The 12,590-nt window shown below is 61.8% G+C and carries 12 protein-coding genes; 10 read left to right on the forward strand and 2 right to left on the reverse strand.

Going from position 1 to position 12,590, the window contains the following annotated elements; translation table 11 throughout:
* Positions 1–3 precede the first annotated feature (3 nt).
* The 8 genes from CLU88_RS22135 to CLU88_RS22170 all read left to right on the forward strand — a co-directional run bounded on the left by CLU88_RS22135 (position 4) and on the right by CLU88_RS22170 (position 9,233).
* A complete protein-coding gene (locus CLU88_RS22135) occupies positions 4–2,340 on the forward strand; it encodes a DNA translocase FtsK (RefSeq protein ID WP_099658452.1) in 2,337 nt (778 codons plus the stop codon).
* A 105-nt stretch (positions 2,341–2,445) separates the two neighbouring features.
* Entirely contained in the window at positions 2,446–3,078 is a 633-nt protein-coding gene (gene lolA / locus CLU88_RS22140; protein ID WP_099658453.1) for an outer membrane lipoprotein chaperone LolA, read from the forward strand.
* Between the two features lie 337 nt (positions 3,079–3,415).
* Positions 3,416–4,774, forward strand: a complete 1,359-nt coding sequence (locus tag CLU88_RS22145; protein ID WP_099658454.1) for a replication-associated recombination protein A — start codon at positions 3,416–3,418, stop codon at positions 4,772–4,774.
* 315 nt (positions 4,775–5,089) lie between these two features.
* Entirely contained in the window at positions 5,090–6,019 is a 930-nt protein-coding gene (locus CLU88_RS22150) for a branched-chain amino acid ABC transporter permease (protein ID WP_099658455.1), read from the forward strand.
* A gap of 13 nt (positions 6,020–6,032) precedes the next feature.
* Positions 6,033–7,109: an ABC transporter ATP-binding protein gene (locus tag CLU88_RS22155; protein ID WP_099658456.1), complete on the forward strand. Its 1,077-nt coding sequence runs from the start codon at positions 6,033–6,035 to the stop codon at positions 7,107–7,109.
* A 22-nt stretch (positions 7,110–7,131) separates the two neighbouring features.
* On the forward strand, positions 7,132–7,914 hold the full coding sequence (locus CLU88_RS22160) for an ABC transporter ATP-binding protein (protein ID WP_099658457.1): 783 nt from the start codon (positions 7,132–7,134) through the stop codon (positions 7,912–7,914).
* A 2-nt stretch (positions 7,915–7,916) separates the two neighbouring features.
* A complete protein-coding gene (locus CLU88_RS22165; protein ID WP_099658458.1) occupies positions 7,917–8,645 on the forward strand; it encodes an ABC transporter ATP-binding protein in 729 nt (242 codons plus the stop codon).
* A 225-nt stretch (positions 8,646–8,870) separates the two neighbouring features.
* A complete protein-coding gene (locus CLU88_RS22170; protein WP_099658459.1) occupies positions 8,871–9,233 on the forward strand; it encodes a DMT family protein in 363 nt (120 codons plus the stop codon).
* Between the two features lie 40 nt (positions 9,234–9,273).
* Here CLU88_RS22170 and CLU88_RS22175 read toward each other — a convergent pair whose 3' ends face one another.
* Entirely contained in the window at positions 9,274–10,086 is an 813-nt protein-coding gene (locus tag CLU88_RS22175) for an IS5 family transposase (RefSeq protein ID WP_099655131.1), read from the reverse strand.
* Between the two features lie 261 nt (positions 10,087–10,347).
* Between CLU88_RS22175 and CLU88_RS22180 the strand changes: the two genes are divergently transcribed.
* Together CLU88_RS22180 and CLU88_RS22185 are read left to right on the forward strand one after the other, a co-directional pair.
* Positions 10,348–10,995, forward strand: a complete 648-nt coding sequence (locus tag CLU88_RS22180) for a DUF47 domain-containing protein (protein WP_099658460.1) — start codon at positions 10,348–10,350, stop codon at positions 10,993–10,995.
* An 18-nt stretch (positions 10,996–11,013) separates the two neighbouring features.
* Complete coding sequence (locus CLU88_RS22185; RefSeq protein ID WP_099658461.1) at positions 11,014–12,027, forward strand: inorganic phosphate transporter; 1,014 nt, start codon at positions 11,014–11,016, stop codon at positions 12,025–12,027.
* A gap of 115 nt (positions 12,028–12,142) precedes the next feature.
* Here the strand turns inward: CLU88_RS22185 and CLU88_RS22190 are convergent, their stop codons facing one another.
* Complete coding sequence (locus CLU88_RS22190; RefSeq protein ID WP_099658462.1) at positions 12,143–12,589, reverse strand: hypothetical protein; 447 nt, start codon at positions 12,587–12,589, stop codon at positions 12,143–12,145.
* Position 12,590 lies beyond the last annotated feature (1 nt).

Raw genomic sequence — 12,590 nt, forward strand, 5'->3', positions numbered from 1 at the left:
TTTATGACTTATTCCCTCAATACCCTGAATGCATCTGCGGCGGCCAAGTCGCCCCCCCGAACGGGCGCCGCCCGGTTCGGTCATGAGGTCAGTTTGCTGGTGGGCCTGCTGGCCCTGATTTTCTGGTTGCTGGCGCTGGTCAGCTACTCTTCACAAGACCCGTCCTGGTCCTCCTCGGGCGTGGGGGCGTCGCGCATGGTGTCCAACTGGGCGGGGCGCCTGGGGGCGTGGCTGGCCGATGGCAGCTACTTCGCGTTTGGTTTTTCGGTGTGGTGGTGCGTGGCGGCGGCCGTTTGTGCCTGGTTTTCATCACTCGCCCGCTGGATGCGGGGGGGCGAAATGCCCGAGGGCTCGCCTTCGCCAGCCGTGCGCCGCGTGGTGTTCTGGGTAGGGCTGGTGCTGCTCGTCAGTGCCAGCGCGGCCTTGGAGTGGTCGCGTCTGTACCGGTTTGAGCCCTACCTGCCTGGGGGGCACGGGGGCGGTGTGCTGGGCTACACCGTGGGGCTTGGGGGCATGAAGTGGCTGGGTTTCATGGGCTCTGGGCTGGCTTGCATCGTCCTGCTGGTGCTGGGGGCCTCCATGGTGTTCCGGTTCTCCTGGGGGCATGTGGCCGAGTGGCTGGGTGCGCGCATGGACGCGCTGGTGCAGTCGAGCCTGGCGAGCCGCGAAGTGGCCAAGGACGTGGCCGTGGGCCGCAAGGCCGCCCGTGAGCGTGCGGTGGTGGTACGCGAAGAGCGCACCGAGAGCGAGGAGCACCACCCCGAGCCTGTGCAGATCATCGAGCCTGTGCTGGTGGATGCCCCGCAGAGCGCACGTGTCGTCAAAGAACGGCAAAAGCCCCTGTTCACCGAGATGCCCGACAGCAAGCTGCCGCTGGTGGACTTGCTCGACGGCCCGCTGCAGCGCCAGGAAACCGTGGCGCCCGAGACGCTGGAGATGACCAGCCGCCTCATCGAGAAAAAGCTCAAGGACTTTGGCGTGGAAGTGCGCGTGGTGGCAGCCATGCCCGGCCCGGTGATCACCCGCTACGAGATCGAGCCCGCCACGGGCGTGAAGGGCTCGCAGATCGTGGGCCTGGCCAAGGACTTGGCTCGCTCGCTCAGCCTCGTATCGATCCGCGTGGTGGAGACCATCCCGGGCAAGAATTTCATGGCGCTGGAGCTGCCCAACGCCAAGCGCCAGTCCATCCGCCTGTCCGAGATTTTGGGCTCGCAGATTTACCATGAGGCCAAGAGCATGCTCACCATGGGCCTGGGCAAGGACATCGTGGGCAACCCGGTGGTGGCCGACCTGGCCAAGATGCCCCACGTGCTGGTGGCCGGTACCACGGGCTCGGGCAAGTCGGTGGGGATCAACGCCATGATCCTTTCGCTGCTCTACAAGGCCGAGGCGCGCGACGTGCGCCTGTTGATGATCGACCCCAAGATGCTGGAAATGTCGGTCTACGAAGGCATCCCGCACCTGCTGGCGCCGGTCGTGACGGACATGAAGCAGGCCGCGCACGGCCTGAACTGGTGCGTGGCTGAGATGGAGCGCCGTTACAAGCTCATGAGCAAGCTGGGTGTGCGCAACCTGTCGGGCTACAACGCCAAGATCGACGAAGCCAAGGCTCGCGAGGAGTTCATCTACAACCCCTTCAGCCTCACGCCTGAAGAGCCCGAGCCGCTGCAGCGCCTGCCGCACATCGTGGTCATCATCGATGAGCTGGCCGATTTGATGATGGTGGTGGGCAAGAAGATCGAAGAGTTGATTGCCCGCCTCGCTCAAAAGGCGCGGGCTGCGGGGATTCACCTGATCTTGGCCACCCAGCGCCCCAGCGTGGATGTGATCACGGGCCTGATCAAGGCCAATATTCCGACCCGCATCGCGTTCTCGGTGGGCTCCAAAATCGACAGCCGCACCATTTTGGACCAGATGGGCGCGGAGGCGCTGCTGGGCATGGGCGACATGCTCTACATGGCCAGCGGCACGGGCCTGCCGATTCGGGTGCATGGCGCTTTTGTCAGCGATGAAGAGGTGCACCGCGTGGTCAGCTACCTCAAGACCCAGGGCGAGCCCGACTACATCGAAGGCGTGCTGGAGGGCGGAACTGTCGAAGGTGACGGCGATCTGTCTGCTGACGGTGGGGGTGAAGGCGGTGAAAAAGACCCCATGTACGACCAAGCCGTGGAAGTGGTGCTCAAGGACCGCAAGGCCAGCATCTCTTACGTCCAGCGCAAGCTGCGCATTGGCTACAACCGGTCGGCGCGCTTGCTGGAAGACATGGAGAAAGCTGGGCTGGTCAGTGGCCTGACCACCAGCGGCCAGCGCGAAGTGCTGGTGCCCGCGCGCGAGTCTTAGACATCTATGCGGGCCGCTGTGCGGCATTTTTGCGGTGTTGGCTGACTTGGGTAAACCGGTTTGGGGCCTAAGGTGTCTGCCGCTGTCGCGTTTGAGGAATTCGTTTTGAAAAAAATCGTCACTACTATTTTGATAGCTGCCAGCGCTGGTCTGGCAAGCGCTGACGGGCTTAAAAGCCTGGAAGGCTTCATGAAGGGCACGCACACCGGGCGTGCGGACTTCACGCAGGTGGTCACCGCGCCGCCCAAGGACGGGCAGGCCGCCCGCAGCAAAACCTCCAGCGGCACGTTTGAGTTCCAGCGCCCGGGGCGTTTCAAGTTTGTGTACCAAAAGCCGTTTGAGCAAACCATCGTGGCCGATGGGCAAACCCTGTGGCTGCTGGATGTGGACCTGAACCAGGTCACCCAGCGCTCGCAGGCGCAGGCTCTGGGCTCCACGCCCGCCGCGCTGATTGCCTCGGCGGCAGACTTGTCGGCCTTGCGCGCTGATTTCACCCTGGAGTCGGCCCCTGACCAGGACGGCCTGCAATGGGTGCAGGCCACGCCCAAAGCCAAGGACGGGCAGCTGCAAAGCGTGCGCGTGGGTTTTGCGGGCGAGCAACTGACGGCGCTCGATATTGTGGACAGCTTTGGTCAGCGCTCGGCCATTCGGTTCAAGGGCATGCAGGTCAACCCCGCGCTGCCAGCGGGCACCTTCCAGTTCAAGCCGCCTGCAGGTGCGGACGTGGTCAAGCAATAAGCCCCCGCAAGGCACCAAGCCACGGCGGTCAGCTGAGGGGAGGCTGAAAATGCTATGGTTTGCATAGCTGCTGGCGCTTATTGATAAAGCGCTGCAGGCCATTTTTACCCTTGATGCCGTGTGCCTGTGGCAAAGCCTCCTGACCAAACCGCGTTGTGCCTAGTGTCCTGAGTTGGAGATTCGTTTCATAAAGATGCCGAGAATCGCCGCCATGCTGCGTTGCAAATCCTCGCGATAGCTACGGCTATCGCTGCGGTTTGCGCCTTGCCTGACGACGATTTCGACCTCTTTAATTCATCAACGAACTTCCAACTCAGGGCACTAGGTGCCATACCCCATGAGCCGAAAACCCTCTGACTCCACCCCAAGCCCGTTGGGCTTGCACCAGCCTCTGGCCGAAATTTTGCGCCCGCGCACCCTGGCCGAGGTGGTGGGCCAGCAGCATGTGCTGGGGCCGGGCATGCCGCTGCGGCTGGCGTTCGAGTCGGGCCGCCCGCACAGCTGCATTCTGTGGGGCCCGCCGGGCGTGGGCAAAACCACCATTGCCCGGCTGATGGCCGATGCGTTTGACGCGCAGTTCATCAGCATCAGCGCAGTGTTGGGGGGGGTGAAGGACATTCGCGAGGCGGTGGAGCGCGCCCAGGCGGCCCGCGACGGGCTGATGCAGCAGCGCACCCTGGTGTTTGTGGACGAGGTGCACCGCTTCAACAAGAGCCAGCAGGACGCCTTTTTGCCGCATGTGGAAAGCGGCCTGTTCACCTTCATCGGTGCGACCACCGAGAACCCCTCGTTCGAGGTGAACTCCGCGCTGCTGTCGCGGGCGGCGGTGTATGTGCTGCAGCCGTTGTCGGCTGACGACTTAAAGCAAATTGTGGCCCTGGCGCAATCCCATCAAGCGGTACCAGCTATGGAAAGCATAGCAATAGACCGCCTGGTGGCCTATGCCGACGGCGATGCCCGCAAGCTGCTCAACACGCTCGAAACCCTGGCCATGGCGGCCACGCAGGAGAAGCTGCCAGAGATCACCGATGTCTGGCTGCTCAAGGTGCTGGGCGAGCGCATGCGCCGCTACGACAAGGGCGGCGAGCAGTTCTACGACACCATCAGCGCGCTGCACAAATCGGTGCGCGGCTCTGACCCCGATGCGGCGCTGTACTGGCTGGTGCGCATGCTCGACGGCGGTGCCGACCCGCGCTACATGGCCCGCCGCCTGGTGCGCATGGCCAGTGAGGACATCGGCCTGGCCGACCCGCGTGCCCTGCGGCTGGCGCTGGATGCCGCCGAGGTGTACGAGCGCCTGGGCTCGCCCGAGGGCGAGCTGGCCCTGGCAGAGTGTGTGGTCTATCTGGCCGTGGCCCCCAAGTCCAACGCGGTCTACAAGGCCTACAACGCCGCCAAAGCCTGGGTGAAGCAGGACGGCACCCGGCCTGTGCCCATGCACTTGCGCAATGCGCCCACGCAGCTGATGAAGCAGCTGGACTACGGCAAGGGCTACCGCTACGCCCATGACGAGGTGGACGGCTTTGCTGCGGGCGAGCGGTATTTGCCCGACGACATGCCTGAGCCTGGCTTTTATGAGCCCGTGGAGCGGGGGCTGGAGATCAAAATTGCGCAAAAACTGCGCGATTTGCGCGAGCGCAATGCGACGGCCTCGGCCACTGCTTCGGATGCGCCGGGCAGTGCCGAAAACGGCTGAAAACTCTGACCGGGGTCAACAATTTGCCTCTTTATGCCGACCTTGCATGAGGTCGGTAATAAGTTTGCACATCATTTGCAGTAGGTCTATCAAAATTCCTTATGCGTGGCGTTTGCACCTGATGGAGCGCAAATCCACGGGAAAACCCCGCCAATACTGGCGTGGGAGCGAATCGACTACTGGCTACAATCCCGACCACAAACCCGCGCAGCAGCATTTCTGGCGGGTTTTTTGCTAGATGGCAGTCGGGCCCAAAAGGCTGCACCGATTTCGGTGCCTGCAAGATGGGCACGTCACAAACGAAGGACTTTTTTTATGGACATTTTGCTGCAGCAGATCATCAACGGTCTGGTATTGGGCAGCATGTACGCCTTGATAGCCTTGGGCTACACGATGGTGTACGGCATTATTCAACTGATCAATTTCGCCCACGGCGAGGTATTGATGATCGGTGCACTCACCAGTTGGAGCTGTATCGGCCTGATGCAAGAGGCCATGCCCGGCGCGCCTGGGTGGCTCGTTTTGCTTTTGGCCACGCTGATCGCCTGTATCGTTGCCGCCAGCCTCAATTTCGTCATTGAAAAAGTGGCCTACCGCCCCCTGCGCAGCAGCCCCCGGCTGGCTCCGCTGATCACGGCGATCGGGATGTCCATCTTGCTGCAAACGCTGGCAATGATCATCTGGAAGCCCAACTACAAGCCCTATCCCACCCTGCTGTCCAGCACTCCTTTCGAAGTGGGCGGTGCTTTCATCACCCCCACGCAGATTCTGATTCTGGGCGTGACGGCCGTGGCACTGGCTTCGCTGGTCTATCTGGTCAACCACACCAACCTGGGCCGCGCCATGCGCGCCACGGCGGAGAACCCCCGCGTGGCCTCTTTGATGGGTGTGAAGCCTGACATGGTGATTTCTGCCACCTTCATCATTGGCGCCATCTTGGCGGCCATCGCCGGCATCATGTATGCCTCCAACTACGGCACTGCGCAGCACACCATGGGCTTTTTGCCCGGTTTGAAGGCTTTCACGGCTGCGGTGTTTGGCGGTATCGGCAATTTGGCCGGTGCGGTGGTGGGCGGTATTTTGCTGGGCTTGATCGAAGCCATCGGCTCGGGCTACATCGGCACCTTGACGGGCGGCGTGCTGGGCAGCCACTACACAGACATCTTTGCGTTCATTGTGCTCATCATCATCCTGACGCTGCGCCCCTCGGGCCTGCTGGGTGAGCGTGTGGCGGATCGCGCCTGAGGAGCCTCACACCATGAAGAACACCAAAATCAACTGGATCCTGGGCGGCATTGCGCTGCTCGTCCTGCCGCTGATCCTGCAATTCTTTGGCAACGCCTGGGTGCGTATCGCCGATCTGGCCTTGCTGTACGTGATGCTGGCCCTGGGCCTGAACATCGTGGTGGGCTACGCAGGCCTGCTCGACTTGGGCTACGTGGCGTTTTACGCCGTGGGTGCCTACCTGTTTGGCCTGATGGCCTCGCCGCATCTGGCGGACAACTTTGCGGCCTTTGCCGCGATGTTCCCCAACGGCTTGCACACCTCGCTGTGGCTGGTGATTCCGCTGGCGGCTTTGCTGGCGGCCCTGTTTGGGGCTTTGCTGGGTGCGCCTACGCTCAAGCTGCGCGGTGACTACCTGGCCATCGTGACGCTGGGCTTTGGCGAAATCATCCGCATCTTCCTGAACAACCTGGACCACCCCGTCAACCTGACCAACGGCCCCAAGGGCATTGGCCAGATCGACTCGGTCAAGATCTTTGGCCTGGACCTGGGCAAGCGCCTGGAGTTGTTCGGCTTTGATATCAACTCCGTCACGCTGTATTACTACCTGTTCATGATCCTCGTGGTCATCAGCGTGGTGATTTGCTATCGCTTGCAGGACTCGCGCGTGGGCCGCGCCTGGATGGCCATCCGCGAAGACGAAATTGCCGCCAAGGCCATGGGCATCAACACCCGCAACCTCAAGCTGCTGGCCTTTGGCATGGGCGCCTCGTTTGGCGGCGTGTCGGGCGCCATGTTCGGTGCGTTCCAGGGCTTCGTCTCGCCCGAGTCGTTCAGCCTGATGGAATCCGTGATGATCATCGCCATGGTGGTGCTGGGCGGCATTGGCCACATTCCTGGCGTCATTCTGGGCGCCATCTTGCTGGCCGCATTGCCTGAAGTGCTGCGCTATGTGGCCGGCCCGCTGCAGGCCATGACCGACGGCCGCCTGGACTCGGCCATCCTGCGCCAACTGCTGATTGCCTTGGCCATGATCATCATCATGCTGCTGCGCCCCCGCGGTTTGTGGCCTGCGCCCGAGCACGGCAAGAGCCTGACCCAGAAGACTTGAACCCATCGCAGAAAGTTAGAACATGGCAGAAAAATCCAACGATGTGGTGCTCAAGGTTGCAGGCATTTCCAAGCGCTTCGGCGGCCTGCAAGCCCTCTCTGATGTGGGCATCACGATTGAACGCGGTCAGGTCTACGGCCTGATCGGCCCCAACGGCGCTGGCAAGACCACGTTTTTCAACGTGATCACCGGTCTCTACACCCCCGACAGCGGCACCTTTGAGCTGGCAGGCAAGCCCTATGAGCCCACCGCCGTACACGAAGTGGCCAAGGCAGGCATTGCCCGCACGTTCCAGAACATCCGCCTGTTTGCGGAAATGACGGCGCTGGAAAATGTGATGGTGGGCCGCCACATCCGTACCAAATCGGGCCTGCTGGGCGCCGTGCTGCGGACCAAGGCCTTCAAGGACGAGGAAGCCGCGATTGCCAAGCGCGCGCAAGAGCTGCTGGACTATGTGGGCATCGGCAAGTTTGCCGACTACAAGGCCCGCACCCTGAGCTACGGTGACCAGCGCCGCCTGGAGATCGCCCGCGCCCTGGCGACCGACCCCCAGCTGATCGCACTGGACGAACCCGCCGCTGGCATGAACGCCACCGAGAAGGTGCAACTGCGCGAGCTGATCGATCAGATCCGCAAGGACAACCGCACCATCTTGCTCATCGAGCACGATGTGAAGCTGGTGATGGGCCTGTGCGACCGCGTGACGGTGCTGGACTACGGCAAGCAGATCGCCGAAGGCACGCCTGCCACCGTGCAGAAGAACGAAAAAGTGATTGAGGCCTATCTGGGCACCGGAGGACATTGAGAATGGCCGAAAAATCCAACAAGGTACTGCTGCAGGTCAAGGGCCTGAAAGTGGCCTACGGCGGTATCCAGGCCGTCAAGGGCGTGGACTTTGAAGTGCGTGAAGGCGAGCTGGTGTCGCTGATCGGCTCCAACGGTGCGGGCAAGACCACCACCATGAAGGCCATCACCGGCACGCTGCCGATCAACGATGGCGACATCGAGTACCTGGGCGAAAGCATCAAGGGCAAGGGCGCGTGGGACCTGGTGAAAAAGGGCCTGGTGATGGTGCCGGAAGGCCGTGGCGTGTTTGCGCGCATGACCATCACCGAAAACCTGCAGATGGGTGCCTACATCCGCCGCGACAAAGCGGGCATCCTGGCCGACATCGAGAAGATGTTCACCATCTTCCCGCGCCTGCGCGAGCGCAAGGACCAGCTGGCCGGCACCATGTCGGGCGGCGAGCAGCAAATGCTGGCCATGGGCCGTGCGCTGATGAGCCAGCCCAAGGTGTTGCTGCTGGACGAGCCCTCCATGGGCCTGTCGCCCATCATGGTCGACAAGATCTTTGAAGTGGTGCGCGATGTGTACGCCCTGGGCGTGACCATCGTGCTGGTCGAGCAAAACGCCAGCCGTGCGCTGGCCTTGGCTGACCGTGGCTACGTGATGGAGTCGGGCTTGATCACCATGACCGGCCCTGGCCAGGAACTGCTGAACGACCCCAAGGTGCGCGCAGCCTACCTGGGCGAGTGAAGCCATGGCCCCTGGCGCTGTGCGCGGGGTGGCCGAGACAGATGGAAGGCACGGTGGCAACACCGTGCCTTTTTTGTTGCCTGCTCCATTCTTGGCGCTGTGTTCTGGTTTGCTATGTTTTTGATAGCTGCTTGCGCTTATCCGTCAAGCGCGAGGGTAGAATTTTGTTCATAATTTACGGATCTGCATTCACCTTTGCGCCGGGCTAGCCTGTGCGCCTTCGCCATGACTGCCCTGCAATCTCTGCCGATTTCGCTACAGACCGTCTTGCTGCTGCTGGCCAGCAATGTCTTCATGACCTTTGCCTGGTACGGGCACCTCAAGAATCTGGCCACGTCGCCGTGGTACATCGCCGCACTGGTCAGCTGGGGCATTGCGCTGTTTGAGTACCTGCTGCAGGTGCCAGCCAACCGCATTGGCTTCACCCAGTTCAATGTGGGGCAGCTCAAGATCATGCAAGAGGTCATCACCTTGGCGGTGTTTGTGCCGTTTGCGGTGTTCTACCTCGATCAGCCCCTCAAGCTGGACTACCTGTGGGCTGGCCTGTGCCTGGTGGGGGCGGTGTATTTCATCTTTCGCAGTGCCTGAGCTGCAGGCTGCAACGGCGCACAAAGGCGCTTAGAGCGTGTTATGAACTTCCCGCTGCAGCCAGCACCCGTGCGGCAGCGGGCAGCATGAGCACCGCAAACACCAGGAAATGCAGTCCGCCGAGTACTTCCGGTAGTCGCTCGTAGTCCCGGGAGAGCCTGCGGAACCTCGCCAGCCAGCCGAAGCTTCTCTCCACCACCCAGCGACGCGGCAACAGTACAAAGCCTTTCTTTGCCTCGGGCAGCTTCACGATGTGCAGGTCGATGCCGTTGTCCTGCGCCGCTTTGGATGCCGCTTCACCCGTGTAGCCTTGGTCTGCCCAGGCCAGTTGTACCGTGTGGCCCGTGGCCTGCTGTACGTCTTCGCACAGGCGCTGCACCTGCGCACGTTCCTGTTCGTGTGCAGGCGTGACATGCACTGCCAGCAAGTGGCCCAGCGTGTCCACGGCCATGTGCACCTTGCTGCCGCGCTTGCGTTTGTAGCCGTCGTAGCCTGCACGTGGACCGCTCTCGCAACTCGATTGCAGCGTGCGCCCATCCATCACTACTGCGCTGGGCTGGCCCTGGCGACCCTGTGCCACGCGGATGATGGAGCGCAGATCCGACACCATCGCCTCGAAGCAGCCCGCGTCAAGCCAACGCCTGCTTTGCTGGTAGACCGCCTCCCACGGCGGCAGATCGTTGGGCAGCATCCGCCAGGGCGCTCCTGCGCGCACCAGCCAGCGCAGCGAGTTGAAGACTTCGCGCAGATCATGCTCGCGCTGGGGCGCGTGCTGATTCATCAAGGTCAGGTAGGGCGCAGCGAAGCTCCATTCTTCATCGCTAACGTCTGTCGGGTAAGGCTTGCGGGGCATCTGCAAACTCTACCCTTGGCTCCGTGCTCACGCAGCAAAGTTCATAACACGCTCTAACGTCGCTCAAAGGCCTGCCTGGTTGGGGTTGGTGCTTGTCGTGCGGCCGGCGCGGGGTGTGTTTTCGCCTGCCATCGCTTGGAAGTGAGTGGTTGCCGCCACCGATGGGCAGACACGCACGGTTAAAATCCGCCGTCACAAAACCGTCACGGTACCCCGTGGCGTTCGTTCTTTTGTATCTTTGAATTCCCACCAGGAGCTTCCATGCTGTTTGCCAAGCTGTTGCCACGCGAAGGCAATTTTTTTGAAATGTTCAACCAGCATGCTGATCGCATCGTGGAAGCGGCTCGCGCCTTTTCGCAACTGGTGGCCAACTACAACGACCCCCATCTGCGGGACAAATACAACCAGGATGTGGACAACGCCGAGCGCGCGGCCGACCGTGTTACGCACGACGTGAACAAGGCCATCCACAAGACCTTTATCACCCCCATTGACCGCGAGCAGATCCACACGCTGATCAACACGATGGACGACGTGGCCGACCTGATCCAGGACTCGGCAGAAACCATGGCGCTGTACGACGTGCGCCACATGACCGAAGAAATCACCCGCCTCACGGACCTGAGCCTCAAGTGCTGCGAGCGCCTGCGCGATGCCGTGAAGCTGCTCGACAAGATTGCCGACCCCGCTGTGGCCGAGGCCGCTCTCAAGACCTGCGAAGAGATCGACCGGCTCGAATCCGACGCCGACCGCGTGATGCGCAGCGCCATGAGCAAGCTGTTCCGCGAGGAGCCCGATGTGCGTGAAGTCATCAAGCTCAAGGCCATCTACGAGCTGCTGGAAACCATCACCGACAAGTGTGAGGACGTCGCCAACTGCATCGAGGGCATCGTCCTCGAGAACTCCTGATCCACCGGGCGGACCAACATGGAAACCGTACAAACAGCCCTGTGGGTTGTGATGCTGCTCGTCGCGCTGGCGATTTTGTTCGACTTCATGAACGGGTTTCATGATGCGGCCAACTCGATTGCGACCGTGGTGTCTACCGGGGTGCTCAAGCCTGCGCAGGCAGTGCTTTTTGCCGCCTTTTTCAATTGCGTGGCGATTTTTGTCTTCCACAACCTGACCGTGGCGGCCACGGTGGGCAAGGGCATCGTGCAGCCTGGCATCGTGGATGTGCACGTGGTGTTTGGTGCCCTGGTGGGTGCCATCACCTGGAATGTGATCACCTGGTACTACGGCATTCCCAGCAGCTCTTCGCATGCGCTCATCGGGGGCATTGTGGGCTCGGTGATTGCCAAGGCGGGGGCCGGTGCGCTGGTGGCAGCGGGCATTCTGAAGGCGGTGGCGTTCATCTTCATCTCGCCATTGCTGGGCTTCTTGCTGGGCTCGCTGATGATGGTGGCAGTGGCCTGGATATTCCGCCGGGTGCGCCCGAGCAAGGTGGACAAATGGTTCCGCCGTCTGCAGCTCGTGTCTGCTGGCGCCTACAGCCTGGGGCATGGGGGTAACGACGCGCAAAAGACCATCGGCATCATCTGGCTGCTGCTCATCTCTACCGGCTACGCTTCGGCCACCGATGCGGCGCCACCGACCTGGACCATCGTGAGCTGCTACGTGGCCATTGGCCTGGGCACGATGTTTGGCGGCTGGCGCATCGTCAAAACCATGGGCCAGAAGATCACCAAGCTCAAGCCGGTGGGCGGCTTTTGCGCCGAGACGGGCGGGGCGCTCACGCTGTTCCTGGCCACCACGCTTGGCATCCCAGTGTCCACCACGCACACCATCACCGGTGCCATCGTGGGTGTTGGCTCCACCCAGCGTGCCAGTGCTGTGCGCTGGGGCGTGGCGGGCAACATCATCTGGGCCTGGATTTTGACGATACCGGCCAGCGCGTTCGTGGCGGCCATTGCGTACTGGATTAGCTTGCAGTTGTTCTGATTGCTATTGAAATAATAGCTTCTTGCGCTTATAAATAAAGCGCTAGCGCCCTGTTTGGCTGATGGCCAAACAGGGCGTTTTGTTTGGGGCTCCAGCGTCTGGGCCGCCGCTGGGGTTACTGCGATATCTTTCGCGCTTCCTCGATCTGGTATTCAAAGTAGCGCTGAAAGCTGAATGCCAAACTGGCCATCAGCACTGTGGTGCCCACCAGCAGCGAAACCACAATGGCGCCAATGGTGAGCCAGCGGGTTTGGCCGGGGGCGGCCTCTGCGGGGGCGGCGGGGTTGTAGCGGGCGTTCCACTTCTCGGGTGTTTGCAAGCCATACCAAATGGCCTGCAGCGCGCAGCCCGCAATGGTGAATCCGAGCAGCGGGATCAGCACCCAGCTGTACTGGTCGTCCTGGCCAAACTGCTGCACCCGCTGAATACCGTACAGCCCCAGCGCCGTGGGGATGGGCAGCATCCAGCCCAGCGTATCCGACAGACCGCGCAAGTAAAAACGGTGCAGGCCCAGCGGCCCACCCAGGAAGGCCAGCCAGGCGGCCAGGGTTTTGTTTTTCATG

The organism is Acidovorax sp. 56 (genome assembly GCF_002749705.1).
In the GTDB taxonomy this organism is placed as follows: domain Bacteria; phylum Pseudomonadota; class Gammaproteobacteria; order Burkholderiales; family Burkholderiaceae_C; genus Acidovorax.

What these genes read in the sequence shown, in the direction of transcription:
- CLU88_RS22170 (WP_099658459.1), top strand. Translation starts at nt 8,871, where the DNA reads ATGACTGCCCTGCAATCTCTGCCGATTTCGCTACAGACCGTCTTGCTG.
- CLU88_RS22155 (WP_099658456.1), top strand. Translation starts at nt 6,033, where the DNA reads ATGAAGAACACCAAAATCAACTGGATCCTGGGCGGCATTGCGCTGCTC.
- CLU88_RS22180 (WP_099658460.1), top strand. Translation starts at nt 10,348, where the DNA reads ATGCTGTTTGCCAAGCTGTTGCCACGCGAAGGCAATTTTTTTGAAATG.
- CLU88_RS22185 (WP_099658461.1), top strand. Translation starts at nt 11,014, where the DNA reads ATGGAAACCGTACAAACAGCCCTGTGGGTTGTGATGCTGCTCGTCGCG.
- CLU88_RS22135 (WP_099658452.1), top strand. Translation starts at nt 4, where the DNA reads ATGACTTATTCCCTCAATACCCTGAATGCATCTGCGGCGGCCAAGTCG.
- CLU88_RS22145 (WP_099658454.1), top strand. Translation starts at nt 3,416, where the DNA reads ATGAGCCGAAAACCCTCTGACTCCACCCCAAGCCCGTTGGGCTTGCAC.
- CLU88_RS22175 (WP_099655131.1), bottom strand. Translation starts at nt 10,086, where the DNA reads ATGCCCCGCAAGCCTTACCCGACAGACGTTAGCGATGAAGAATGGAGC.
- CLU88_RS22190 (WP_099658462.1), bottom strand. Translation starts at nt 12,589, where the DNA reads ATGAAAAACAAAACCCTGGCCGCCTGGCTGGCCTTCCTGGGTGGGCCG.
- CLU88_RS22165 (WP_099658458.1), top strand. Translation starts at nt 7,917, where the DNA reads ATGGCCGAAAAATCCAACAAGGTACTGCTGCAGGTCAAGGGCCTGAAA.
- CLU88_RS22160 (WP_099658457.1), top strand. Translation starts at nt 7,132, where the DNA reads ATGGCAGAAAAATCCAACGATGTGGTGCTCAAGGTTGCAGGCATTTCC.
- CLU88_RS22150 (WP_099658455.1), top strand. Translation starts at nt 5,090, where the DNA reads ATGGACATTTTGCTGCAGCAGATCATCAACGGTCTGGTATTGGGCAGC.